The 24,284-nt window shown below is 63.3% G+C and carries 21 protein-coding genes; 14 read left to right on the top strand and 7 right to left on the bottom strand.

All coding sequences use genetic code 11. The annotated features are described in order from the left end of the window. Positions 1-33: 33 nt before the first annotated feature. On the top strand, positions 34-1,113 hold the full coding sequence (locus tag I41_RS10920; protein WP_168206807.1) for an FAD:protein FMN transferase: 1,080 nt from the start codon (positions 34-36) through the stop codon (positions 1,111-1,113). Here I41_RS10920 and I41_RS10915 read toward each other — a convergent pair. Then, a complete protein-coding gene (locus I41_RS10915) occupies positions 1,110-1,424 on the bottom strand; it encodes a hypothetical protein (RefSeq protein WP_145432577.1) in 315 nt (104 codons plus the stop codon). The two genes, I41_RS10920 and I41_RS10915, sit on opposite strands and share 4 nt — an antisense overlap. Before the next feature lie 123 nt (positions 1,425-1,547). On the opposite strand from I41_RS10915, the gene I41_RS10910 reads away from it, so the two are divergent. The 5 genes from I41_RS10910 to I41_RS10890 all read left to right on the top strand — a co-directional run bounded on the left by I41_RS10910 (position 1,548) and on the right by I41_RS10890 (position 6,237). Beyond that, positions 1,548-2,435: a GGDEF domain-containing protein gene (locus I41_RS10910; protein WP_145432576.1), complete on the top strand. Its 888-nt coding sequence runs from the start codon at positions 1,548-1,550 to the stop codon at positions 2,433-2,435. A 59-nt stretch (positions 2,436-2,494) separates the two neighbouring features. Further along, positions 2,495-3,313 carry an ABC transporter ATP-binding protein gene (locus tag I41_RS10905; protein ID WP_145432575.1) on the top strand — a complete coding sequence of 273 codons (819 nt, stop codon included), beginning with the start codon at positions 2,495-2,497 and terminating at the stop codon, positions 3,311-3,313. Continuing rightward, positions 3,310-4,104: an ABC transporter permease gene (locus I41_RS10900; RefSeq protein ID WP_145432574.1), complete on the top strand. Its 795-nt coding sequence runs from the start codon at positions 3,310-3,312 to the stop codon at positions 4,102-4,104. The genes I41_RS10905 and I41_RS10900 overlap by 4 nt, the downstream gene beginning before the upstream one ends. Before the next feature lie 12 nt (positions 4,105-4,116). Then, positions 4,117-5,121: an ABC transporter substrate-binding protein gene (locus I41_RS10895; RefSeq protein ID WP_145432573.1), complete on the top strand. Its 1,005-nt coding sequence runs from the start codon at positions 4,117-4,119 to the stop codon at positions 5,119-5,121. A gap of 471 nt (positions 5,122-5,592) precedes the next feature. Next, entirely contained in the window at positions 5,593-6,237 is a 645-nt protein-coding gene (locus I41_RS10890) for a P-loop NTPase family protein (RefSeq protein ID WP_210421155.1), read from the top strand. Between the two features lie 25 nt (positions 6,238-6,262). On the opposite strand, the gene I41_RS10885 is transcribed toward I41_RS10890, so the two are convergent. The 4 genes from I41_RS10885 to I41_RS10875 all read right to left on the bottom strand — a co-directional run bounded on the left by I41_RS10885 (position 6,263) and on the right by I41_RS10875 (position 9,865). Further along, entirely contained in the window at positions 6,263-6,700 is a 438-nt protein-coding gene (locus I41_RS10885) for a cupin domain-containing protein (protein WP_145432572.1), read from the bottom strand. Positions 6,701-6,963: 263 nt separating this feature from the next. Then, positions 6,964-7,872, bottom strand: a complete 909-nt coding sequence (locus I41_RS10880; RefSeq protein WP_145432571.1) for a hypothetical protein — start codon at positions 7,870-7,872, stop codon at positions 6,964-6,966. A 375-nt stretch (positions 7,873-8,247) separates the two neighbouring features. Further along, entirely contained in the window at positions 8,248-8,406 is a 159-nt protein-coding gene (locus I41_RS27190; RefSeq protein ID WP_168206806.1) for a hypothetical protein, read from the bottom strand. A 337-nt stretch (positions 8,407-8,743) separates the two neighbouring features. Beyond that, the gene (locus tag I41_RS10875; protein WP_145432570.1) at positions 8,744-9,865 is read right to left on the bottom strand and encodes a lipid-binding SYLF domain-containing protein; all 1,122 of its coding nucleotides are present in this window, start codon (positions 9,863-9,865) and stop codon (positions 8,744-8,746) included. A gap of 345 nt (positions 9,866-10,210) precedes the next feature. On the opposite strand from I41_RS10875, the gene I41_RS10870 reads away from it, so the two are divergent. The 6 genes from I41_RS10870 (at position 10,211) to I41_RS10845 (ending at position 13,953) form a co-directional block, all read left to right on the top strand. Further along, on the top strand, positions 10,211-10,552 hold the full coding sequence (locus tag I41_RS10870; RefSeq protein WP_145432569.1) for a hypothetical protein: 342 nt from the start codon (positions 10,211-10,213) through the stop codon (positions 10,550-10,552). Positions 10,553-10,738: 186 nt separating this feature from the next. Then, the gene (locus tag I41_RS10865; protein ID WP_145432568.1) at positions 10,739-11,755 is read left to right on the top strand and encodes a hypothetical protein; all 1,017 of its coding nucleotides are present in this window, start codon (positions 10,739-10,741) and stop codon (positions 11,753-11,755) included. Positions 11,756-11,794: 39 nt separating this feature from the next. Then, positions 11,795-12,601, top strand: a complete 807-nt coding sequence (locus tag I41_RS10860) for a hypothetical protein (RefSeq protein ID WP_145432567.1) — start codon at positions 11,795-11,797, stop codon at positions 12,599-12,601. Positions 12,602-12,675: 74 nt separating this feature from the next. Then, entirely contained in the window at positions 12,676-13,071 is a 396-nt protein-coding gene (locus I41_RS10855) for a DoxX family protein (protein WP_145432566.1), read from the top strand. A gap of 117 nt (positions 13,072-13,188) precedes the next feature. Continuing rightward, positions 13,189-13,428, top strand: a complete 240-nt coding sequence (locus tag I41_RS10850) for a toxin-antitoxin system YwqK family antitoxin (protein WP_145432565.1) — start codon at positions 13,189-13,191, stop codon at positions 13,426-13,428. Between the two features lie 75 nt (positions 13,429-13,503). Further along, entirely contained in the window at positions 13,504-13,953 is a 450-nt protein-coding gene (locus I41_RS10845; RefSeq protein WP_145432564.1) for a hypothetical protein, read from the top strand. A gap of 204 nt (positions 13,954-14,157) precedes the next feature. Here I41_RS10845 and I41_RS10840 read toward each other — a convergent pair whose 3' ends face one another. Both I41_RS10840 and I41_RS10835 read right to left on the bottom strand, forming a co-directional pair. Continuing rightward, entirely contained in the window at positions 14,158-14,775 is a 618-nt protein-coding gene (locus I41_RS10840; RefSeq protein WP_145432563.1) for a helix-hairpin-helix domain-containing protein, read from the bottom strand. A 342-nt stretch (positions 14,776-15,117) separates the two neighbouring features. After that, complete coding sequence (locus I41_RS10835; protein WP_261342487.1) at positions 15,118-16,530, bottom strand: undecaprenyl-phosphate glucose phosphotransferase; 1,413 nt, start codon at positions 16,528-16,530, stop codon at positions 15,118-15,120. Between the two features lie 578 nt (positions 16,531-17,108). On the opposite strand from I41_RS10835, the gene I41_RS10830 reads away from it, so the two are divergent. Continuing rightward, positions 17,109-23,438: an alpha-2-macroglobulin family protein gene (locus I41_RS10830; RefSeq protein ID WP_145432562.1), complete on the top strand. Its 6,330-nt coding sequence runs from the start codon at positions 17,109-17,111 to the stop codon at positions 23,436-23,438. 142 nt (positions 23,439-23,580) lie between these two features. Then, positions 23,581-24,204, top strand: coding sequence for a phosphoesterase (locus I41_RS10825; RefSeq protein WP_145432561.1), 624 nt, complete (start codon positions 23,581-23,583; stop codon positions 24,202-24,204). The last annotated feature ends 80 nt before the right edge of the window (positions 24,205-24,284 follow it).

The following is a 24,284-nucleotide window of genomic DNA, read 5'->3' as shown; positions in this document are numbered from 1 at the left end:
GTGCGACAACTGGCCTGCAGCGCACGAGATCCTATGAATTACCGCCTCGCCGCATCGTTACTCGCTGCCGCCGCGCTTGCCGCATCGCTCCGCGGCACGCCCGCTGAGGCAGCGGAGCAAGTCCCCGCGGTCGCATCGCTGACCGGCCCGACGATGGGGACGACGTATCACATGAAGTACTGGGGCGATGGCAGCAAGTCTCCTCCCCAGGTCAAGTCGGACGTCGACGGACTGCTCGCTGAATTCGATCGGCAGATGTCAACCTACCGCGACGATTCAGAGTTGTCGCAGTTCAACCGGTCGCCCGCGGGCGAGTGGTTTCCCGTGTCGCGCGACACGGCGCACGTCGTCGACGAATCGCTCCGTTACTTCACTGCCACCGAGGGCGTACTCGACGTCACCGTTCCGCCGCTGCTGCGACTCTGGAACTTCGGCGGCGAGGCGAACAAGGGCGAAGCGCCGGCGCCGCCAAGCCAACAGAAGATCCTTGAGGCTCAAGCGCTCGTCGGTTCGCAACGGCTGCAGGTGCGGCTCGATCCCCCTGCATTGAAGAAAGAACTCGACGGCGTCGAGGTCGATCTCTCGTCAATCGCGCCAGGGTATGCGGTTGACCTGATCATCGAGCGACTCGAGGCACTAGGCTTTGCTCACGCGATGGTCGAAATCGGCGGCGAAGTCCGCGCAGTGGGAACTCGCCCCGACGGGCGGCCTTGGCGGATCGGCGTTGAACAGGTCGACGCCGCCGACGGCACGCTGGCCCGCATCGTTCCGCTCGACAACCTCGCTCTCAGCACAGCAGGAGATTATCGGAACTACCGCACGGCAGACGGCCGACGGTTCACGCACATCATCGATCCTCGCTCGGGGCAAGCGCTCCCTTATCGCGGCGCGGCGGTCACCGTCATTGCGCCGACCTGCATCGCGGCCGACGCGCTCGATACGCCGCTGCTGATCATCGGCCCCGACGCCGGTTACCAGTGGTGCGTCGACCGCAACGTCGCGGCGTTCTTCCAATTTCGCGGCGACGACGGGCAGGTCACCGAGCGGGCGACGCCGCGCTTCGACGAATTGGCGCCCGAGCCGCCGCCGGACAGCCGACTGGAGACGCCCTAATGGAGCTCGGCCGAGTAGATTTCCATCGGCACCAACTCGGCTTCGAGCTGGGCATCGAGCTCGGCCAGCGCCGCGTCGCGGGTCTCGCGCCGCACGTCGTCGGCAGGCAGCCACTGCGAGACGATGCAATACTTCGTTCCCGGCGGGTGCGGCGCGCGGAACTCGGCGATCCGCGCGGCCCGCTGCTCGCCGTGGTGAGCGAAAATCAGAAAACTGGTCAGCGCTCGTTCCGAGATTCCATCCGGATCGTGACGCCAAGGCGTCGACGACTCACTTCGCTCCGGGTGCGCAACAGCCCGGAACAGCGCCACGCGTTACCATTTCGGCGACACGCCTGGAGTCGACTATAATGAGGGCGTATCGCGAGTCGAACCAATTCGCTGACTTTTCCTCGATCCGAATTCATTCTCCAAGCGTTCGCCCATAGAATCGTCATGCCGCGCATTTCGCAAACTGAACCGTCGCAAGGTCGCTCGCACAAGGAAGTTACAAGCAACCTGCTGCCGAGCCGGCCGAGCGACTCCCACGGCCCCGGCCAACCGGAAGCGACATTGCTGTTCGAGCCGGATGGGACCATCCGAGCCAGCGACGCGACGGCGGCTCGCTGGCTCGTCTGGGCACTCTCCGCCGGGCGGAGTCGACCGCTGACGCTGTCTAACGTGATTGGCGACGAACTCGCCGACGTCTGGCGCGACCAGATGTTCGGAACCCAGTGCGTCGATCGCCTCTTGGCTAAGGTGATACTGCCGCGGTTCGGCTCGACGCCGGTGGAGGTAGAAGTTCGCCGGTTGGACGGTGAGGCCGGGCCGCTCGCGATCGCCCTGTTCTTCCCGTTGCGGCGTGAAACCCCCACCCCAGGCGACCCGCTCACGGGCCTGCCCGACCGCCGGGCGATCGCATCCTGGGTTGCCGACACGCGGGACGTCACGGGCCCGCGACCACCATTCGCCTTGCTCTTCCTTGATCTCGACCAATTCAAGCAGGTCAATGACGAGCACGGCCACGCCATTGGCGATTTGGCCTTGATAGAGCTCGCCGAGCGTTGGAAGTCCGCGGTGCGCGACGGCGACCTCGTCGCTCGATACGGCGGCGATGAGTTTGTGATCCTCCTGAAAGACATCGCCGACCGAGAGGCAGCCGAAACGATTGTCGAGCGTCTGAGGATGGCAACGGTTGCGCCGATTGCTGCGGCCGGAACGACGTTCCGCCTCTCGGTCACGATCGGGATCGTCCTGAGCTTGAGCGACGAGGCGACGCTTGAGCATCTGATCGCCGTGGCGGACGAAGATATGTACGCCCGGAAGCGACGGCGGCCGAAATAGGTTAGGTTGTCGGTCGCCGCCCGTTCGGCGTCCTCCCCCCTACCCTGCTGCACCGCACGATGGCCGCCCCGCCGCTGGTTGAACTCGCGAACGTTGGGAAGACCTACCAGCACGGCGCCACGGCGCTCGCGGGGCTTGATTTGCATATCGGCGCCGGCGAGTTCGTCAGCCTGCTCGGCCCCTCCGGCTGCGGCAAGAGCACCGCGCTGCGGATGATCGCCGGACTGAGCCAGCCGACAAGCGGAACGATCCGTCGAGCCTGGGACGCGTCGCCGGCCCCAGCTGCAGGGACTGATTGCCGCGTCCCTTGGTCGCATCCGTTGGGGTGCGTCTTCCAGGAGCCGACGCTGCTGCCGTGGACCTCGGTTTGGAACAACGTCTACCTGCCGCTGCGACTGCGCGGGGTGTCGCAGGCCGCCGCGAAGAGCCAAGTCGACGAAGCGCTCACGCTGGTCGGTCTGCAGGGGTTCGAGCAGGCATACCCGCGGGAGCTCTCCGGCGGGATGAAGATGCGCGCCTCGGTGGCACGAGCACTGGTGACGCGGCCGCAATTGCTGCTGCTCGACGAGCCGTTCGCGGCGCTCGACGAGATTACTCGGCTCCGGCTGAACGACGATCTGCTCGCCCTGTGGCGTGAGCGGCGTTGGGGTGCAATGTTCATTACTCATAGCGTGTTCGAGTCTGTATATCTGTCGACGCGCGTGCTTGTGATGTCGCCGCGACCTGGTCGCGTGGTGGAGGAGATCGTCATCGATCTTGCCGACGTGCGGACGGCCGAGACGCGCACCAGCGTGCGGTACAACGAGCTCTGTCGCCGGGCGTCGCAGGCGCTAGAGCGCGCGATCGCCGAGGCGTCGACGGCCGGGAGGAGCGCATGAACGAGCGTTCGCTCTGGATTCGTCTTGGCGCCCCCATGCTGGTGGGCGCAGCGCTGCTGGCCGCGTGGGAAGCGTGGGTGCGATGCGCCGAACTGCCAAAGTACATCCTGCCGACGCCGAGCGAAGTCGTCGCGACGATCTTCGCCCAATGGCCGGCGCTGGCGCCCGCGTGGCTGGTGACGCTGAAGACGATGCTCGTCGCCCTGGCGGCAGCCGTGGTGTTCGGCGTGGCGCTCGCTGCGTTGTTTGCCTCGTCGCGGCTCGTGGAGACTTCGCTGTTTCCTTATGCCGTGATGCTGCAGGTGACGCCGCTGGTGGCGGTGGCGCCGTTCATCGTGATTTGGATCGGCTGGGAACGCGTCTGGCTGACGCAGCTCGTATGCGCGTGGATCGTGGCGTTCTTTCCAATTCTCTCGAACACGACGATGGGACTGCGGAGCGCCGATCCGGGGTTGCGCGATCTCTTCACGCTCTACGATGCGTCGCGGTGGCAGCGGCTGCGGTTGTTGCTGGCGCCGTCGGCGCTCCCCTATTTCCTCGCGGGACTCAAGGTTTCCGCCAATCTGGCCCTGGTGGGGGCCGTGGTCGCGGAGTTCGTCACGGGGACGCAGGTCGACAACCCGGGGTTGGCGTCGACGATCTTTACGAGTCAACTCAATAGCGACACCCCGCTGATGTTTGCGGCGCTCGCCCTGATTTCGCTGACGGGAATTATCACGTTTTTCGCGATGGAGTGGCTGAGCCATCTTTTGTTGGCCCGGTGGCATGAGAGTGCCGTCGGCGAACGATGATCGAGGATCAGGATGAAGAATTTGCCGACGCTGTTCAGAACATTGCAGTTCGTGCTGGGAATGGTCGCCGCACTTCCTGTCGCTCAAGCCGCCGACAAGGTGACGCTGGCGACGAACTGGCTCGCTCAGCCTGAGTTGGGCGGGTTCTACCAAGCGGTCGCCGACGGGACCTATGCACGCCACGGGCTGGAGGTGACGATCAAGCCGGGGGGGCCGCTGGTGAACAACCGGCCGCTGCTGGCGTTCGGGAAGATCGATTTCCTCATCGGGACGAACCTCATCCAGCCGTTCGACGCGGCGAAGCAACAAATACCGACCAAAGTGGTCGCGGCGTTCTTCCAGAAGGATCCCCAGTGCCTCCTTTCGCATGCCGATGGGCCGTGGAAGACGTGGGACGACTTGAAACAAGCCCCGCTGCTCATGGGGAACGCCGGGAGACAGACTTTTTTCCTCTGGTTGCATGACGCCTATGGGTTCCCGCGGGCGAACCTGCGTCCTTACAACCACAGCCTCGCGCCGTTCTTGAACGATCCGCGCGCCGCGATGCAGGGGTTCGCCACCGCGGAGCCGGAGCGGATTCGCGAAGCCTCGGGGAAAGAGCCGCGGGTGTTCCTGCTGGCCGACCATGGCTGGAATAGTTATTCGACGGTGCTGGAGACTCGCAACGACCTGATCGCGAAGAACCCCGAGCTTGTCCGACGCTTCGTCGATGCCTCGATCGTCGGTTGGAACACCTATCTCGACGCCGAGGACACCGACGCCGCTGACGTGCTGATCAAGAAGGACAACCCGTCGATGACCGATGGCCTCATCAAGTTCTCGCGTCGGAAGATGAGCGAGCTGGAACTGCTGCGCGGGGGCGAGGCGAAAAAGCTCGGGATTGGAGCGATCGACGTCGAGCGAGTGAAGTCGTTCTGCGCCAAGATGGTCGCGGCAGGGATGTATCAGGAGGGAGAGATCGATCCGACCACGGCGGTGACGGTGGAGTTCGTCAACAAGGGCGTCGGGGTCGAATAGTCCAAACGCCGCGGGTGAAATCGCCGCGGACCTGACACAACCCACGAGTGAAGCGGAGTTGCGGCGACCGTTCGGGCGGCAAGTCACTGGTAGGACGTAAGTTGGCGAATGGGCGGCGCGCGGAAGATTTTGTCCAGGCGGTTTGGACAAAACGTGTGCGGCGGCGTTAGTTGTCGCGGTATTCATGGCGTTGGCTGTGGAATCGTGGAGACAAAATCTTTCGTGGCGGCGTGCGACGCCGTTTTCGAGCGGCGGACCTGTACCCGCTTCAACACTGGCCGGACGCCCGTGGCGCCTGGTGGGCGGACCAGCCTTGGCATTGGCGACTTTTGGGGCCTATTTTCTGCGATTGGATTCGCGGCGCGCAGCTGGCTTTTTTGGCCAGCTTGACAGGGGGCTCTGTAGAGGGGCGCCGGAGGAAGTCTCTCGCAGAGGCGCGAAGACGCAGGGAAGAATGCAAGAAGTATGCAGATGAGTCGGCGTGATGATTTAAGCCGCGTGGCGATTGTCGGCACGAGTTGCGCGGGAAAATCGACGCTAGCGCGGGAGTTGAGTCGGCGGCTCGGGGCGCCGCATGTTGAGCTTGATGCGCTATACTGGGGGCCGAACTGGACGGCGCGATCGGCCGAAGAATTTTGGGCCAGCGTCGCTGAGGCCACGGCCGGGCCGGCATGGATCATCGACGGGAATTACATTGCAACGCGGGCGTTGGTGCTGCAGCGGGCGACGACTGTTATTTGGCTTAACTATCCGCTACGAACACTGCTGCGCCGGGCGACAAGCCGCACGTTTCGGCGGTTGGCGACGCGCGAGTGCCTTTTCAACGGCAATCGCGAACCGCTGCTGGGTTTCTTGCACGCCTATTGGGTCCCGTGGCAGGCGTTGCAGAGCTATCGGCCGCTGCGGCGGGAATATGGGGCTCTGTTAGCGTCTGACGAGCTGGCGCATCTGCACATCGTCGAGATTCGCTCGGTGCAAGAGGCGGAACGCTTTCTATGCGGCATCGAGCGCCCCGAGACCAGCGTTGAAACTAGCGATCGTTCGGCAAACGGCGCCCTGTTTGAAGAGCCGTCGCGAGTAGCCCCCCGGTTTGAAGAACCGGGAGCTAATTCTTGAATTGGCATCCCTGGCGGCGACACGCTTAGCCGTTGCGATTCGGGGTTCCCAGCACGTGCGTTTTCGGAGGGAGCATGACGTTGTCGAACGTTTGCGTAAACATGGCGGCGGCGAAGAACGCGACGGCTCGTAGCGTTTCCGTGCCGACGTTGACCAGATCGTGACGCAACGGCGTCGGCAGGACGAAGACGCTGCCGGGACCGACGATGTGCTTGGAGCCGTCTTCGAGCTGCAACTCCCCTTTGCCGGCGATGATGTACTGCGTCTCCTCGGTCGCATCGGTGTGCCAACCGAGGCGATCTCCTGGTTCGATTTCATACACGATCGTCGACGACGCCGTCGTACCGTGCCCGCCGTAAACAGCGAAGGCGCCGTTCCACCGGACGTTGGCGGCATCTTCGCCGCGCACCGGAATGCGCGGGAGTTCGTTCGACTGGACAATCGTGGCAGGCAGGGAATTCATCCGATTGCTCCTATGGTTCGTCCGGCGGGGGATCGACCGAGCACGAAGGCTCGCTCGCTGAGGCATCTCAAGCGTAGCATTTTTACCTGCTGAAGGCTGGGAACCTGTGCCCACGCCGTCAGCGGCGCCAGGGCCCGGCAAGGACCGTGCCGCCGGGGGCGAGGCAGCGAGGGCGACGGGAGAGGATTGCGCGAACAATGACGCCGGGCTCGAGACGGCCCGCGGCGCCGGGAACTGGCGCCTCAGCGGGCCCGCGCGCAGACTTAGCTCCAGAGACGCTCGAATGCGGGAAAGGCGGCCAGGGACTCTCTGATGCGTTTTTCGACGAAGCGTTGCGTGGCGCCGTCGACATCGTGGCGCCAGTTGCGTAGCGGGTTCGGGCGGAAGCGGTCGTTGGCGGCAGGGCTGGGCGTGATCCGCCCCGGCGACTCGACGCCGAACTGGCGGAAGACGCGGTTGAGCATCTGTTGCGGGTCGGCCAACTCGCGATGAAAGGAAATAACGACGCGGCCTGGTTGCTCGGCGTCGAAGCGAAGCCATTGGCCGGTCCACTCGATGAACCAGTCGATCTGCTCGCGGACGAACTGATCTTTATCGGAGCGGCGGAGGAAGCGGAACAGCTGCGTCGCCCGGCGGGCCTGGCGGCGACGCTCGTCGGCGGCGACGCTGTCGCCGTGACCTTCGCCCCGGTAATGATGGTACGCGGAGATGGCCGACTCGACCGGGTTGCGGAGGTGAACCCAGATCTGTTCCACGCCGCAGCGATCGAAGGCTTCCAGCAGCGCGGCGTCGGGGCGACAGTGCGTCTGGCAGGCGACGCCGCCGCGCAGGTAAAGCTCGAGCGTTTGTTGGCTGGTGTACCAGTACGAATGGCACTGGACGTGGGGAAAGCACCACCAGAACTCGTGGTAGCCGAGCTCCAGCAAGCGGTTGTGGAGGAACGTGCCGCCCGACTTTGGCTGAAACGACGTGACGATCGAGGGTTTTGACGGATCGAAGCTGGGGCGACGGATCAGGTCGCGGTAGCGGCCGGCGGCAAGACGATCGAAATAAGGGATCGCGTTGACATTGTCGACGCGGCCGCGGGCCTGCTGGTACAGATGTTCCAGTTGTTCTGGAGATGCAGGGCGCAGGAAGCGCGGCGGTGCGGCAGGCGCAGGAACGGCAGGCATAGCGACGGCGGACCCTGCGGCGCGGGAGCGATCCCGAGCAGCGAGGGGGACGATCGCCAGGCGAGGCGTTTCCCCGAGTGATAGTGGAGGCGCGATCAATGCATGGCCCCTGATTGGCGGCGGTCGGCGCGGGGGGGTACGCCTCCACGCTGACGGGGTCATGCATCGCGTGGGGCATTATTGAGGTTGGTCGGCGCGACAGCAAGAGGAGCTTGAGGGAGAACGGCTCGACATGGCCGTTCCTGCCGCGAGGCGGTGGGATCAGCGCGGGGCGCGAAGAACTCGCGACGGGAGGGATGAAGTCGGTAGCGCCGGTGAGTGGGGTTGGCGTAGGCTCGTGCGTTGCTCCGGTCGATTGGAGTCTGGGCCGCACATTCAATCAGGCGGCCGGCGCCGCAGCCACGTCCCCCAAGGCCATCTCCATGGCGCCCATCCGTAGTTCCGCACCATGGCGACAATCCACCAGCCCGCGGCGAACGCAAAGATCACGCAGTAGGCGAGCTCGGCGTGCGGCGAGTGGGGCGGAATGTGCATCGCTGCAGTCTAATGCGCATCCCAGACCAGGGAAGCATTTTCAACGCCCGGGTCCTCCGAAAGCCAGCATTACGCACGACAGTGCCTACCAGCGAGGAAGCCGACGCCCGGGCGGAGAAGCTTATTCAACCGACATCATTCTTAAAATGTTTAGCGGATAACCATCGAACCACAGAGAGCACAGAGAATAGCGAAAGAAGATGATCCACTGGTCGACTTCTCTGCGGCCTCTGTGTTCTCTGTGGTGAGTGCACATCGTGATCGCAGTTGATTAGTCTTCGAAGCGCGGGGCTGCGCGGGCACGACACCCATCCGAAGAGTCGTGGTCGTAAAGCGATTACTTCGGCGGCGGGGCTGGCAACTGCAGGATCGCCGGGCTGGCGTTGAGGGCGTCGTTGTATTGGCGCAATAGATCGAACGTCGTTTGGAACTCAGGACGCGCGGTCAGTTCCTTGAAATCGGGCGAGGCGTTTACCTGGTTGAAGCGCTGGTACGCCGCAGCGAGCGCGGCGCGGTCGACGGAACTGGCGGCGGCGACTTCGGCCGGAAGGGCGAGAAAGGTTTGCCACTCGGGCGAGAGGATCGCGTGGAGTTGAGCGCCTTCGGTGTAGAGCGAATTCTGGATTGCTTCAAGCCGCGTCGGCGAGACGGCGACGGCGCTCGCCGGGACAACGCCGGCAGGAACGGCGGCGCCTGGAGCGGCGACGGCAACGGCGGCGCCGGGCTTCGCGGAAGGGGGGACGACGGCCGCCACGGCGCCATCGTTGGGCGACATTGCAGCGTTGAAGAGTTCGGTCAGGTAGAGCCGCAGATCGGTCGCTGATTGCGGGACCACCAGCGGCAACTGCGTGCTGGGGGCGCCGTAGAAGGCGGTGTTGGCCATTTGATTGATTTCCAGGACGCTGCCGTCGATCGAGACTCCGGCGAAGAGCCCGCGGCTGCGCGAGTACGACAGAATCTCGGCGCGAAGTTGGGCGTCGGTGGCGGCGGAGGCGTTGCGGCCGACGGGGCCGGCGGCCGCGGCGGCGTCGGCGCCGATGGTGAACTTGCCGCGCATCAGGTTTTCGACGCTGGTGCGGGTGCGAAAGATGAGGACGACGTCGGTCCCCTGGACGCCGGCCTGCCAGCCGACGCTGCCGCCGGTGAGGGTGATGAATTGCGGCAGGCTCCACTCTCCTTCCGCATCGCGTGTGAGGACGACGCCCTGCCCGCGACGGACGCCGACGATGAAGCCGATCTTGATGACGCGCGGGATGATGGCGATCGCCTGGGCCTCGGCGAGCATGCGCTGCGGAATACGGCGGACGGGGATCGCGACGAGTTCAGAGAGGACCGCCTCGGCCTGTTGGATGGTGACGTTGGGGTCGTTGGCTTGAGCGGTGCGGGGAGCGGTGAGCGTCGCCGCGGCGATGAGTGTGAGTAGGAACAGGGCAAAGGGAGCGGAAAGGGTGCGGGGCATGGGTGAACTCCGTTTCTGGGAATAGTCCGTTGTCAGTGGTCCGTTGTCAGTTGCGACTGTCGCGGGGCATTGGCTCCCAGCAACTGACGACCGACAACTGACGGCTGCCCAATTTAGCCGAGGTGGGTGGTTTGGGATGCGCGAGATTCGGAAGTTTTGGCTGGCTAGGGGGCGAACTTTGGGCGGCGGAAGTCGCTCTATGGGAACGACGGAGGCCGTTGCCGGGCCGAATGACAAGCATGACAAGCTGAATTTTCTGTCACGGGCGAACCTTCGCGGCAGGTCGAAACGTATAGCGTGGACGGCTAGATTTCTGGGGGAAATCCGTAGCAGGGAGAGTGGGCGATGAGCGAGTTGGAACGGCGCCGCCGCGGGCCTGCGAAGGGGGACGGTGGAGCAGGAGTTGGCCTCGATTTGCCGCCAGAGGCGATCGCGCGATTGGAGACGCTGGATGATCTGATCTTCCCCGCGATCGACGGCGATTTGGCAGCGGTCGAAGCGTCGGCGCCGATGTGGCGGGAGACGGTGGCCCAATTGGGCCCCGCGGCGGTGGCGGAGTCGCGCAGCGAATACTTGCGCTACGCGCGGAGCACGTGGCAGTTTCTGAATCGGCAAACGGTGCAGCAGCCGTTGCGGATGCTCGCGGTGCTCAAGGTGATTGGGATGCTGATGGGGGACGAGGCGTAGGCCAACTGGGCCGAGGCTAGTTGCTGGTCCCTCGAAGTCCGGGCGAAGCTTGGCAGCGCCGTCGGAACTCTCAGACCTTTTGAACTCCTCCGTTCGAGTGAGCGACACGCGCGTCGGCCAGCTTTGTGCCGCTGACATGACCTGCTATATTGCCGCGAGGCTTTTCGGACTTGCACTCGCTCGCTTATGCCTGCCGTGGATGCTGGAGCGACGACTACGATCGAGCGACGCCCTTCGCTAAGGACCATTCTACTCACGCTGCTTATTCTTGAGCTCGCGCTGGTCGGGGCGCTCTATTTACTCGGTTGGTTCGGGACGGCAGGTGCGCTTCGCTGGGCGGCGAGCGCGCTGATCGCCGTCTTGCCGCTGGCGATTGCGTGCTACCTGACCGTGTCGCATCGATTTCGCTTGAGCACGAGATCGTTGCTGATCCTCACGAGCTTGTTCGCGGTTTTCGTGTTCCTTACCGTCCAACCGCTCTACAAAGCGTTGGACGCGCGTCGCGGGAGTCGCGAGCTTTTGGCGCACCGGACGTGGATCAGCAATTATTCGTCCAATGACAACTACTACTTCTTTCTCGGGTACGACCCTCGCTCTTCCCGGCCCAATGTCGCTGAATCGCCGCCGATGCCGGCGTGGTTGCGTCCGCTCGCCGGCGATCGGTTGACCGCGCCCGTCGACGCGACGATCCAGGAAGTCCGCCTGAACAGGGACGCGCAGGCGGCGACGTTCGTCGCTCACGCGGCGCGATTTCGGGCGCTGAATAGCGTTTCGATTCGCACGGCGACGCTTAGCCCCGGCACGATGCAGCGGCTGCAACTTGCGTGGCCGAGTTTGCCGAGCATCGTCCGTGTCCATGTGAGTTGCCCCGTTCCCACTGGGTGGTTGCAATCGCTGAGGCAGGTCAAAACGGTGTCGATCGACTCAGGCAGTCGCACGTTGAAAGAATTAAGCCGAGAAAACGTCGCCGAGTTGGCGGGCCTGCCGGGGTTGGTGCAGTTGGACTTGCGCCGGGTTCGTGTTGCCGCGGGCGATCTCCCTCTTTTGGCGCAATCGGCTACCCTGCGACACCTGACCTTGCTAATATCGGGCCCAGATGCGGACGAGGTGCGCAAGCTGATCGTCGCGGCACCTCAGTGCCGCATCTTCGGGGTTACTTCGCCAAACCAGCCGCTTCGACAATTGTCGCCTGCCTCGCCCTAGCTTCGTCCGCAGACGCTTCTATTGGGAAGGATTCATTCGATGGCTAACGATCCGCAATTTCGCGTGCAGGACGATCGGTTCGAAGGCGGGGCGTCCGTGCCGGCGGAACCAAAGAAGCGGAGTGCGCTGGCGACGTGCCTCACCGGGTGTTTGATTCTGTTCGTCGTCGTGCTCGTGCTGGGCGTGATCGCCGGCATTTATGCGTATCGCAAGTTTCCGGAATGGGCGGCGATCGGTATTTCCGAAACGGCCAAGCAAGTGATCAACGAGACCGACCTGCCGGAAGAAGAAAAAGTCGACATTTCGGTGCAGATTGACCGCCTGGCGGAGGCCACGCGGGAGCGGAAGCTGTCGCTGCCGCAGATGGGCGAGTTTCTGCAGAATCTCGTGCAATCGCCGCTGATGACGACGCTGGCGATGTCGATGGTCGACAAGAAATATATCGAGCCGTCGGGGCTCAGCGATGAAGAGAAGGCTGCGGCCCGAGTGACCGTGCAGCGGTTCATGCGGGGGGCGATCGATCAGAAGATCAGCCAGGCCGAGGTTGAGAAGGCGATGGCGCCGGTGTCGACGCGGCAGCCGGACGGGAACATGGAGCTCAAGGAGAAGGTGACCGACGACGAGCTGAAGGAGTTCCTCGCCGCCGCGAAAGAGCAGGCCGACGCGGCGAAGATTCCGGAGGAAGTCGAAGCGGTCGATCCGTCGGACGAGTTCAAGCGGCTGGTTGACCAGACGCTGGGCGAAGGAGGCGGCGAAGCGCCGGCCGCGAATGCGCCGGCCGATGAGGCGCCGGCAAACGACGCCGAAGAGCCCGCGGACGAAGAGGGCGCGCCGGCGCTCAACTGAGCGCGCTTGAGATTGGCGTCGCATGTGCCCAGCCGCTGCCCTGGCGCCGCGGAGGTCGACTGAGCGAGGTAGCGATGACCGTGGGCCGATGGATCGCGGTGGGGCTGCTCGCGGCGCTCCTGATCAGTTCGGGAGTGCTGCACTTGGTGCGGCCCGAAGTATACCTGCCGATGATGCCGCCCTATCTGCCGGCCCATCTGCCGCTGGTGTACGCGAGCGGCGTGTTTGAGATTCTCGGCGGCGTGGGGATGTTGCTGCCGTGGACCAGACGCTGGGCGGGGCTAGGCGTCATCGCATTGTTGATCGCTATTTTTCCCGCCAACATTTATATCGCGATGAACGATATCCCCATCGCCGGGCACGACGTGCCGCTGTGGGGGCACCTGTTGCGACTGCCGCTGCAGGCCGTCATGATTTGGATGGCGTGGTGGGGAACGCGGGCGCCTTCCTCTGCTGAGGGTGAAGAGTAGGGATCTCACGCAAAGGCGCGAAGACGCAAAGAATACTGCTTACTTCTATCCTTCTTTTTTGCGCCTTCGCGCCTTTGCGTGAGATAATTCTTAATTCGTGAAATTGAGTTGAAGCCGATGGCCAAGAAGACGCCCAAAAGCTCGGAACACATCCAATATCACCGCGACGGGTCGGTATGGGCCAAGGGCCAGATGGCTGGCGAGGTCATGGTCGGCTACTGGGAGTGGTTCCGCAAGGACGGCACGAAGATGCGGTCAGGGCATTTTGAGAATGGCGAGCAGGTCGGCGAGTGGACGACTTACGATAAGAACGGCGAGGTTTATAAGGTGACGAAGATGAAGGCGAAGCAAAAGTGAGGACGGCCCTTCGTTCGACGGCCAATCAGTGAGTAATTCCACATGCCGAGGTTTCGACGCCTTACGGAATCAGAAGTGGCGATTGCCCAGCGGTGGCTACAAGGGTTGAAGTCTGAGCTTGATCGCGTCGATCCGTCCCCGCCTAGCTATACCCCCACGACTGACAATTATCTCAAATCACTAGCGTGGGTACAGTATGAGGGAATTGCGCTAGACCCTAAAAAGGTGACTCAATTTCCGATTTCAACTGTCTTGTTACTCATCGCTGAGCACCTTCAAACCGCCTTTGGATTCACCCTATTCTTGTCAGACGACTTTCTCGTCCTACAACATGATCGCTTCGAAGGTTGCGTCCCATTGGAGTTGCTAGCATTCCGACCCAATCAACCGCATGATGGCAATTGGTTAGATGAGGATGATCCAATCGACCGCGCTATTGGAGCGATCCGTAATATCGAAGAGGCCTTGAAGCGCCGGGAGCCAGAGCGGCTAAAATGGCCGGATTTGCTACTAGGCAAGAAATGAATGTGGGCGATGACGCATCCATTCCTGAAGGGAATGATTGAAGAGTAACTGTCAGACGGTGAGGATGAAGGTCTCTCGCAGAGGCGCAAAGGCGCAGAGAAATGCGATGAGATTCTGAAACGACTTCTTTCTTCCCCTTTGCGCCTTTGCGCCTCTGCGTGAGACTTCTATTTCCCGGCGCGAAGTCAGGACAAGCGCGGCGGTTCACCAGAGGAGTTCTTGACGGCGCGGAACATCCGCCGGCTTGGTCGGATCGGCCGAGCGCGACGCTTGCGGGTTCGTGGGCAGCGCAACAGGCGGCGGGGTCGGATTCGCGCTCCGACGGAAGCGGCCGGCGATTGATTCTCTCACGGCACGGATTCGCTTCTCGCCCATGCCGGGAACGCGCGCCAGCCGCCCGTCCCACGCGGCGGCTTCGAGTTGCGTGAGCGTGCGGATGCCGAGTTGTTCGTGGATGCGCGTGGCGAGTTTGGGGCCGATGTCGGCGACCGTGCTGAAGAGTCGCTCGGGCGCCCCGCCGCCGCGGAGGCTTTCCAAGAGCGGGAGCCGTTTGGCGTGGATGATCTTCTGGATCGCGGCGGCGAGCGAATCGCCGATGCCGCGCAGGGCCATCAGGCCAGCGATGCCGCGCTCGGCGAGGATCGCCTGGAGCGGCGTCTGGCAATAAGCGACTGTTTCAGCCCCCTGGCGGTAGGCGCGGATGCGGTAGGGGTTGGCGCCTTGGCGCTCCAGCAAGTCGGAGATTTCGACCAAGGTTTGGGCGATCTCCTCGTTCGTGACCACGGGAGCGTGGTTCGAGCGGCTCTGGTTGGTGCGAATCATCTGGCGGCTCCGTTAGTGTACTGGTGTACATTTCCTATTCTATGTAAGCCGCAGGGTTGGGGAAGCGTTTGGTTAGGAAAAAATCGAATGCGAGAATGGGGCGTTTGGGGACTGCGGGCAGGAAGTCTCTGGATGCTCGCCGCTGGATGCTGGATGTGGTTCTCGCTCTTTTGAGCGATGCGATTCCCTTGCTGTTACTACGCAGCAAGCATGCGCGTGGGTCGGGGCGCCGCGGCAGCGAGGTGATAGAAGTGCGGCGCGACATCGGCGTCGGAGACGGCTCGCACAGGGTTGCGCCGGGGTCGGGACGACCCGGCTCGCTTTGGAAAGCAAGAAACGCTGCTAGTACGCGTTCTCTTGCTTGAAGACGACAAGCGCCGTCTTGACGAGGATCTTCACGTCCATCCAGAGCGACCATTCGCGGATGTAGCGGTGGTCGAACTCGATGCGGCGTTCCATCTTGTCGAGCGTTTCGGTCTCGCCGCGGGCGCCGTTCACTTGAGCCAGGCCGGTGATGCCGGGCTTCACTTTGTGGCGGAGCATGTAGCCGTCGATCAGCGAGCGGTACTGCTCGTTGTGGGCGTTGGCGTGGGGCCGCGGGCCGACGAGCGACATGCTGCCGTCGATGACGTTGAATAGTTGCGGCAATTCATCGAGTGACGTTTTGCGGAGGATGCGGCCCAAGGGGGTGATGCGATCGTCGGTCTTGGAGGCTTGTTTCACCTCGGCGCCATCTTCACAGACGCGCATGCTGCGGAACTTCCAGACGCCGATCTGTTCGCCGCTGAGGCCGTAGCGCTTCTGGCGAAAGAAGACCGGGCCGGGCGAGGTGAGCTTGATGGCAACGGCTATGAGCGCCATTGGCACGGCGACGAGCGCGAGTGCGAGCATGCCGACGACCAAGTCGAAGCCGCGCTTGAGGACGCCGTCGATGCCGCTGATGGGAGTTTCGAAAACGCTCACCACCGGCAAGCCGTCGATCTGGCTCCAGCGGGCGCTCAGCATTTGGAAGACGAAGAAGTCGGGAACGATGTAGACCGAGGCGGTGGTATCGCCTAGCTTGCTGAGGTAGGTGCGAATGCGTTGCTCGGCCCGCATCGGAAAGGTGATGTAAATCATGTCGACTTCGCCGGAGCGGGCAAGTTCGACGAGCTGCGCGAGGTTGCCGGCCTGATGGAGCTGGGCTCCGGTCGCTTCGCTGGTGCGCTTCTCGGGACGGTCGTCGAAGTAACCAACGAACTGGAGACCAAGCTCAGGGGAATTTTGGATATTGGCGGCCAGTTGCAAGCCGAGGCGGTTCATGCCGCAGATCGCAAATTTGCGAGCGTTAAACCCGCGCTTGCGGAGTTGCCGCAACAGCATGCGGAGGACGATGCGGTTGGCCGACATCGCCAGAGGGGTCAGCGTGAGCCAGACGAGCTTGCTGGCGTAGCTGAATTGGGCGTTCGTTTGGGTGAGCAGCCCAATGCCGAGGACGGTCGGCGCCACGTAGATCCAGGTAATGACGGCGCACCAGAGTTCGCGGGCAAGCTTCGAGCCGCGCCAGTTGCGGTAGAGGCCGCTGACTTCGATGGCGACGACATGCACCAGCAGCGTCGTGCCGACGACGATGGCGAGGCTCGACAGCGGCGCCGCGGGGGTGAACTCAATGGCCACGAGCGCCGCCGCGATGATGGCGGCGGCGTCGGAGAGCCGGTACGCCAGGTCGACCAGCGAGCGGTGGGAGCGGAAGCGGAGATTATCGTTGCCGGACACTGGGCCGTCGCTCGTGGAAGGGAGCGGTCGCAGCCGCGTGCGGGTGGTGGATCGTTGGGAGCTCGCGCGGGGCGACGAGCTAGCAAATCTAGGTTTTTTCGCCGTTCAGCGGCGACCAGCGGGCGTGGCAGAAGGCGTATTTGGCCGGCTATGAGGGAGCTATAACCCGCAGAATGGGTGCTATTGGGCGTTGGGCTCGGGGAACTTCTGGCTTGTGCGGAGCATCGGAAAATCGGGGATTGAACCGCCAAGGGCCCCACGGACGCCAAGGAAAAATGCAGGAGGAGCTAAGGAACGGCAAATGAACGCGAAGAAACGCAGATGTAATGATGGCTCATTCCCTGTGCTTCTTCATTGGCGTTTATCTGCGTTCATCCGCTGTTCCTTCGATTTGTCTTCCCCTTGGCGTCCTTGGCGTCCTTGGCCGTTTCAATGAAAGACCAGTAGAGTCGGCGGGGCGGTTTGTCTGGACCAGTTCCAGGGCGGTGGCGTAGAACAGGGGCAAATGGGTCGAGCGAATCGACTTGATTTCACGACGCGGCGGAGTTCGCGGCGGTTCAATTTTCGGGCGGCAACTCATGATGAATTTCTGGAAACTGGCGGCGGCGTTGATGGTTTTGGCGGCGGGGGCGATGTGGGTCGCTAAGCCGCAAGCGGCGGGTGGGGCCGCTGCTCCTGGTTCGGAGCGGCAACAGGCGCGCAAATTGATGGACGACGGCAACTTCAGAGACGCGCTCGCCAAGTTTCGAGAGCTGACGCTCAACGACGAGACCGGCGACTCGCGCGCGGTGGCCGAAGACTTCCAGCGTGCGCTCAACTGCATGCAGCAGCTGAACGAGATGAGCGGGATCGACGCCTATCGCGAGGACGTGGCGGCGACCCATGAGACGGATTGGATCATCCTGGCGTCGATCGCGCAGAGCTACGCGACGATCGACCATCAAGGATTCATGATCGCCGGCGAGTTCCGTAGGGGCCAACATCGCGGCGGCGGCAAGGTCGCGAACGCCGTCGAACGCGATCGAGTGCGGGCGCTGCAGCTCTATCGTCAGGCGCTCGACATCGTCGCTACGAAGCCTGACGCCCAGTCGACGCCCGAAGCTCGTGACCTACTGAGCGGATTCGCCAGGGCTGTGCTCAACGGCGGTTCGTATCGGCAGCCATACCTGTTGCAGCTACTCACCGACGTCGACGTGCTTCCCGACTATGAAGATGGCTGGGGCTATCGCTACAACAGCGGACCTCAGGGTGCGCCGGTCGACGAGGCAGGCAATCCCATCTTCTATGATGCGCCGGCCGATTGGAAATCAGCTAAGAACGACGGCGAGCGCTGGCGCTGGCTGCTGGCCGAGCGGACCCGCTGGCAGCCGCAGACCAACGTCGCCGAGTGGCGCGAGCGGGCCGACTTCCTCGTGAGCCAGTTCGGCGTGCAGACTATGGCCGAGTACGGTTGGTGGTTCAACCGTAATACGGACGACGCCGACGTCACGAAGAGCATGTTCGCGCTCCACACGCTCGCCGACGACGAGACGATGGCGAAGCTTGCGACCGGCATCAAGCGGTTCAAACTGCCGGAAGAACAAAACTACATCGCGCTGCAACGGCGGATCGTCGAGAACTCTGCCGGAGCGTCGAGCGAGTGGCAGCAAGCGAAGTCGTCGCTGGCGCAGGAGTTTGAGAACCGGCGACAGTATCCGCGGGCCGCTCAGGAGTGGAAGGAACTCTTCGCCGCGGCGCCCACGAGCTCGCCGTATCGCGAGCGGTTCGAACAGATCGTCGGCAACTGGGGCCGCTTGGAACCGGTGATGACGCAGCCGGCGGGCAAAGGGGCGACGATCGAATATCGCTACCGCAACGGCAAGCGGGTCGAGTTTACGGCGCGGGCGATCAAAGTGCCGGAACTACTGGCCGACATGAAGAAGTATCTGCAGAGCCAGCCCAAGCAGCTTGATTGGGATCAGATCAATCTGGAGAACCTCGGCCACCGGCTGGTCGTGAGCGGCCAGGAGAAGTACCTCGGCGCCGAGGCGGCAAGTTGGGCCCTGGAGCTCGAGCCGCGCGAGGCCCACTTCGATCGCCGCGTCACGGTGACGACGCCGCTGCAGAAGGCGGGGGCCTATCTGCTCACGGCGAAGATGGAACAGGGAAACACCCATCGCGTGGTGGTGTGGGTCGCTGATACGGCAATCGTCAAGAAGCCGCTGGAGAAGCAGGCGCTCTACTACGTTGCCGACGCGGTGACGGGCAAGCCGATTCCCAAGGCGACGGTCGACTTCTTCGGGTATTGGAACGAAGCGCTCGACGGCGGCGCACGTTACCAGGTGAACACTAAAAACTTTGCCGAGAAGACCGACGCCGGCGGCCTGGTGAAGCTCGCCGCCGATGAAGCGAATGGCCGTTTCCAATGGATCGCCACGGCGACGACGCCCCAGGGGCGGCTGGCGTATCTCGGCTTCAGCAGCGTCTGGTCGGGACAGTACATCGACGAGCAGTACAAACAGGTCAAGGTGTTTGCCATCACCGATCGGCCCGTCTATCGGCCCGATCAGGAAGTCCACTTCAAGTTCTGGGTGGCCAACGCCCAGTTCGATCAGTCCGACGCCTCGCCTTACGCGGGGCAGTCGTTTGTCGTCGAAATTCACGACGCCCGCGGCGAGAAGGTCTATACGAAGTCGCTGGTGGCGGGCGAATTCGGCGGTCTCGAAGGCTCTTTCCAACTGCCAGCCGGGGCAGCGCTGGGGCAGTACCAGCTGAACGTCGTCAACCACGGCGGCGGCAGCTTTCGCGTCGAGGAATACAAGAAGCCGGAGTTCGAGGTCACGGTCGACGCCCCGAGCGAACCGGTGAAGCTTGGCGACAAGATCACGGCGAAGATTTCCGCGAAGTATTACTTCGGCGCGCCGGTGACCGAAGCGCGGGTGAAGTACAAGGTGCTGCGGACGACGTTCAACGAACCCTGGTTTCCGCCGAGCCGCTGGGATTGGCTCTACGGGCCAGGTTATTGGTGGTTCGGCGAGGACTACACGTGGTTCCCCGGCTGGCGGCGATGGGGTTGCAGCCGGCCGGCGCCATCGTGGTTCTGGCAGGCGCCGGAGCAGCCTGAAATCGTTGCGGAGCAGGAAGCCGAGATTGGCCCCGACGGGACCTATGAGGTGACGATCGATACGGCGGCCGCGAAGCAGTTCCATCCGAACGTGGATCATAGTTATCAGATTCAGGCTGAAGTCGTCGATCAATCGCGGCGCACCATCGTTGCCAATGGGCGGGTGCTGGTGGCGCGCGAGCCGTTCAAGGTTTATGTCTGGACGAACCGCGGCTACTACCGGACGGGCGACACGATGGAACTTGACATGGCGGCCCGCACCATCGACGGCAAACCGGTGAAGGGCCGCGGCGTGCTGCGACTGCTGAAGATCGCCTATGAAGAAGGCAAGCCGGTCGAGAACGAAGTCGCCAAATGGGACGCGCCGACCGACGCCCAAGGGCGCGCGACATTCCAAGTGAAGGCGTCGGAGCCGGGGCAGTACCGGCTCGCCTACACGGTGACGAAGAAGATCGGCGAAGAGAGTCAGTCGATCGAGGGGGGCCAGGTGATCGTCGTGCGCGGCGAAGGATTTGACGGTAGTGACTTCCGATTCAACGCCGTCGAAGTCGTGGCCGACAAGCGCGACTACGCGCCGGGCGACAAAGTGCAGTTGCAAGTGAGCTCGAACCGAGCTGATTCGACGGTGCTGCTGTTCGTGCGGCCGGCGAACGGCGTCTACCTGCCGCCACAGGTGGTGACGCTCAAGGGGAAGAGCACGATCGTCGAAGTGCCAGTCGAGCAGCGCGACATGCCGAACTTCTTCGTCGAAGCGGTGACGGTCCATGGCGGGCAGCTGCATACGACGGTGCGCGAGATTTTTGTGCCGCCGGCGCAGCGAGTGTTCGACGTCGAAGTCGTCCCGTCGGCCGAGGCGTATTTGCCGGGGCAGAAGGCGAAGGTGCAACTGAAGCTAACCGACGCCGACGGCAAGCCGGTCGTCGCGTCGACGGTGGTCGCCGTGTACGACAAGGCGCTGGAGTACATCTCGGGCGGCGGGAACGTGCCCGACATTCGGGAGTTCTTCTGGAAGTGGCGGCGCAGCCATCAGCCGCAGAGCGAGACGAGCCTCAGCCGCGTCGACTACCCGGTGACGAAGCCGGATGAGCGCGTGATGCAAGACCTGGGCGTCTTTGGGGCGAGCGGCGCGGATGATCTCGCGACGTTGGGGACGAGCTCTTTGGCTGACGGCGCAGCGCGCGGCGGGATGGCCGTCGGGAGAGCAATGCGCGCCGTGCCAGCCGCAGCGCCCATGGCGATGGCCGCGCCAGAGGGAGCGGTTATGGAATTTAGCAGGCTGTCGAGTGCGAACGCCAAAGCCGCTGACAGTGCCGTGGATTTGTTCGTTGATTCGGCCGGAAACGCCGCGGGGCAACCGGTGCAGCCCACGGTTCGTCAAAACTTCGCCGACACGGCCCTCTGGGTCGCCAATCTGCAGACCAACGCCGAAGGTCTCGCCGAAGCCGAGCTCACCATGCCGGAGAATCTCACGGCCTGGAAGATCAACGTCTGGGGCATGGGCCACGGCACGCGCGTCGGTGAGGGCTCGGCCGAAGTCGTCACGCGGAAGAACATCATTGTCCGGCTGCAGGCGCCGCGGTTCTTCGTCGAGACCGACGAAGTAGTGCTGTCGGCGGTGGTGCATAACTATCTGAAGGAAGCGAAGCAGGTTCGCGTCGTCTTGGAACTTGAGGGCGACACGCTCCAGGGCCCCGAGTCGATGGAGAAAACGGTCGAGATCGCCGCCGACGGCGAGACGCGCGTCGATTGGCGCGTGAAGGCCGTGCGCGAAGGCGAAGCGACGATCCGCATGTCTGCGCTGACCGACGCTGAGTCGGACGCGATGCAGCAAAGCTTCCCCGTGCTGGTCCACGGCATGTTGAAAACCGAGTCGTTTAGCGGCGTCATTCGGCCGACCGAAACGACCGGGAAGTTCACCGTCACCGTGCCGGAGAAACGCCGCGCGGAGCAAACGCGCCTGGAAGTCCGCTACTCGCCGACGCTGGCCGGGGCGATGGTCGACGCCCTCCCCTACCTCGCCGATTACCCCTACGGCTGCACTGAGCAGACGCTCAACCGATTCTTGCCGGCGGTGCTGACGCAGAAGACGCTGCAGCAGATGGGCGTTGATCTCAAGTCGATCCAAGAGAAGCGAACGAACCTCAACGCGCAGGAGATCGGCGACGCCGCGGAGCGCGCCGCGCAGTGGAAACGGTTCGAGCGCAATCCCGTGTTCGACGAAACGGAGCTGACGTCGATGGTGCAGGCGGGGGTCAACCGCCTCACCGAGATGCAGCTCAGCGACGGCGGCTGGGGCTGGTTCAGCGGCTGGGGCGAGCACTCCACCGCTCACACGACCGCGACCGTCGTCCGCGGCTTGCTCGTGGCGAAGCAGAACGACGTGGCGATCGTCCCCGGCGTCGTTGAACGTGGCGTCGAGTGGCTGCAGCGTTACCAGCGCGAAGAGCTGGCGAAGCTCGACAACTGGGACCGCGAGGCGAGCAAATCGCGCAACGAGAAGGAACCTTCGAAGCCAAACGCCGACAACCTCGACGCACTGGTTTACCTGGTGCTCACCGAAGCCCAGCGAGCCGGGGCGTCCCCGCCCCGGGCCGAGCAAGCCAACGCCGAATCGGTCGACCCCGCCGACAACACAGCGCAGGTGCGCAACCGAATGCGCGACTACCTCTACCAGGACCGCACCAAACTCGCCGTCTACAGCTTGGCGACGTTCGGATTGGCGCTGGAAATCGAACAAGCGGGCGGCGGGCGTCAGCCCGCTGCGGATCAGCCTGCCAAACTGGGAGCTGACGCTGCTCGCTCGCCGGACATGCTCAAGATGGTCATGCAGAACCTCTCGCAGTACGTCAAGCAAGACGACGAGAACCAAACCGCCTGGCTCGACCTGCCCGGCGGCTTCTGGTGGTTCTGGTACGGCAGCGAGAACGAAGCGCAGGCCTATTACCTGAAGCTGCTCGTCGCCAACGATCCGAAAAGCGAGGTCGCGCCGCGGCTAGTGAAGTATCTGCTCAACAACCGTAAGCACGGCACGTACTGGAACAGCACCCGCGACACGGCGCTCGTGGTCGAAGCCTTCGCCGACTACCTGAAGGCGACCGGCGAGGCGAAGCCGAACCTCTCGCTCGAAGTGCTCGTCGACGGTGAACTGAAGAAGTCGGTCGAGATCACCGCCGAGACGCTCTTCACGTTCGACAACGCCCTTGTGCTGGAAGGCGAAGCCCTCAGCGCCGGCGAGCATACCGTCGAACTTCGCAAGAAGGGCGACGGCCCAATCTACTTCAACGGCTACCTGACCAACTTCACGCTCGAAGACGACATCCAGGCCGCCGGCCTCGAACTGAAGATTAACCGCAAGTTCTACAAGCTCAGCCCCGCCGAGAAGACAGCCGCCACGGCCGGCGGGCGCGGCCAGGCGATCGAACAGCGCGTCGAGAAGTACGACCGCAAAGAAATCCGCAGTCTCGAAGAACTGACCAGCGGCGACCTCGTCGAGATCGAGCTCGTCGTCGACAGCAAGAACGACTACGAGTACATCCTGCTCGAAGACATGAAGGCGGCCGGCTTCGAACCGGTCGAAGTCCGTAGCGGCTTCAACGGCAACGAGCTCGGCGCCTACGTCGAATACCGCGACGAACGCGTCGCCCTCTTCTGCCGCACGCTGGCCCGCGGGCAGCATAGCGTCAGCTACCGGCTGCGGGCCGAGATTCCGGGACAGTTTAGCGCCCTGCCGGCGAAGGCGTCGGGGATGTACGCGCCGGAGCTGAGGGGGAACTCGGCGGAGTTTAAGGTGCGGATTGGGGACTAGGATGGGGCGGTCACGCTGAATCATTCTGACCGAAGCTGGGTCCATCGTCTTTGCCTGGTGGCTCGACGATTGGGGGGGATGGCCGTAAACTTGCGGCAACCAAGTTTCCCGCCAGTTTGCCCGCCGAAAGGATTCTCCGCTGATGCCTGCCGTCGCTGAAGAACGCGTGTTGGTCGTCCCCACGAAGCGATTTCATCAACTGGGTCACTTTCAGGGGTTCACGGCGGAGATTGGAAAATACTTGCCGGCCCTGCTGGAAGGGGGCGACCTCGGCTATCGCCCGCGGGGCGAGATGGAGCAGGATCCCAGCTTCAAACAGCTGATTCCCTACGTGCTGTTTCGCTTCACCGACGCCGACAGGTCGGTTCACCTCTTCCAGTACACCCGCGGCGGCGGCCAGGGCGAGAAGCGGCTCCACGCCAAGCGTAGCGTCGGCATCGGCGGGCATATTTCGTCCGATGATGCGGCGAAGAAGTCGGCGAATCACGACGTCTACCGCGAGGGGATGCTCCGCGAATTGACCGAAGAGGTCATCATCGAAACGCAATACCGCGAAAAGTGCGTCGGGCTGATCAACGACGATGAAACGCCTGTGGGGCAGGTTCATCTTGGCGTCGTCCACATTTGCGACGTCGACAACCGTGGCGTGCGGCCGCGGGAAGCAGACATTCTTGATGCCGGCTTCCGGCCAGTGGGCGAGATTCTGGCCGAGATTGACCGCTGCGAAACGTGGTCGCAGATTGTGGTGAAGGCGTTGTTTGCCTAGCGGGTGGCGACTGCGGCCCCGATGCTGGATACTGGATGCTTGGCACTGGCGGGAAACGCCGCGTTCCAGCATCCAGCATC

Source organism: Lacipirellula limnantheis (genome assembly GCF_007746075.1).
GTDB classification, from domain to species: domain Bacteria; phylum Planctomycetota; class Planctomycetia; order Pirellulales; family Lacipirellulaceae; genus Lacipirellula; species Lacipirellula limnantheis.
Note: the sequence above shows the minus strand (reverse complement) of the source record. Positions and strands in the feature narration are given on the sequence as shown.

What these genes read in the sequence shown, in the direction of transcription:
- I41_RS10920 (WP_168206807.1), top strand. Translation starts at nt 34, where the DNA reads ATGAATTACCGCCTCGCCGCATCGTTACTCGCTGCCGCCGCGCTTGCC.
- I41_RS10910 (WP_145432576.1), top strand. Translation starts at nt 1,548, where the DNA reads ATGCCGCGCATTTCGCAAACTGAACCGTCGCAAGGTCGCTCGCACAAG.
- I41_RS10905 (WP_145432575.1), top strand. Translation starts at nt 2,495, where the DNA reads ATGGCCGCCCCGCCGCTGGTTGAACTCGCGAACGTTGGGAAGACCTAC.
- I41_RS10900 (WP_145432574.1), top strand. Translation starts at nt 3,310, where the DNA reads ATGAACGAGCGTTCGCTCTGGATTCGTCTTGGCGCCCCCATGCTGGTG.
- I41_RS10895 (WP_145432573.1), top strand. Translation starts at nt 4,117, where the DNA reads ATGAAGAATTTGCCGACGCTGTTCAGAACATTGCAGTTCGTGCTGGGA.
- I41_RS10890 (WP_210421155.1), top strand. Translation starts at nt 5,593, where the DNA reads ATGAGTCGGCGTGATGATTTAAGCCGCGTGGCGATTGTCGGCACGAGT.
- I41_RS10885 (WP_145432572.1), bottom strand. Translation starts at nt 6,700, where the DNA reads ATGAATTCCCTGCCTGCCACGATTGTCCAGTCGAACGAACTCCCGCGC.
- I41_RS10880 (WP_145432571.1), bottom strand. Translation starts at nt 7,872, where the DNA reads ATGCCTGCCGTTCCTGCGCCTGCCGCACCGCCGCGCTTCCTGCGCCCT.
- I41_RS27190 (WP_168206806.1), bottom strand. Translation starts at nt 8,406, where the DNA reads ATGCACATTCCGCCCCACTCGCCGCACGCCGAGCTCGCCTACTGCGTG.
- I41_RS10875 (WP_145432570.1), bottom strand. Translation starts at nt 9,865, where the DNA reads ATGCCCCGCACCCTTTCCGCTCCCTTTGCCCTGTTCCTACTCACACTC.
- I41_RS10870 (WP_145432569.1), top strand. Translation starts at nt 10,211, where the DNA reads ATGAGCGAGTTGGAACGGCGCCGCCGCGGGCCTGCGAAGGGGGACGGT.
- I41_RS10865 (WP_145432568.1), top strand. Translation starts at nt 10,739, where the DNA reads ATGCCTGCCGTGGATGCTGGAGCGACGACTACGATCGAGCGACGCCCT.
- I41_RS10860 (WP_145432567.1), top strand. Translation starts at nt 11,795, where the DNA reads ATGGCTAACGATCCGCAATTTCGCGTGCAGGACGATCGGTTCGAAGGC.
- I41_RS10855 (WP_145432566.1), top strand. Translation starts at nt 12,676, where the DNA reads ATGACCGTGGGCCGATGGATCGCGGTGGGGCTGCTCGCGGCGCTCCTG.
- I41_RS10850 (WP_145432565.1), top strand. Translation starts at nt 13,189, where the DNA reads ATGGCCAAGAAGACGCCCAAAAGCTCGGAACACATCCAATATCACCGC.
- I41_RS10840 (WP_145432563.1), bottom strand. Translation starts at nt 14,775, where the DNA reads ATGATTCGCACCAACCAGAGCCGCTCGAACCACGCTCCCGTGGTCACG.
- I41_RS10830 (WP_145432562.1), top strand. Translation starts at nt 17,109, where the DNA reads ATGATGAATTTCTGGAAACTGGCGGCGGCGTTGATGGTTTTGGCGGCG.
- I41_RS10825 (WP_145432561.1), top strand. Translation starts at nt 23,581, where the DNA reads ATGCCTGCCGTCGCTGAAGAACGCGTGTTGGTCGTCCCCACGAAGCGA.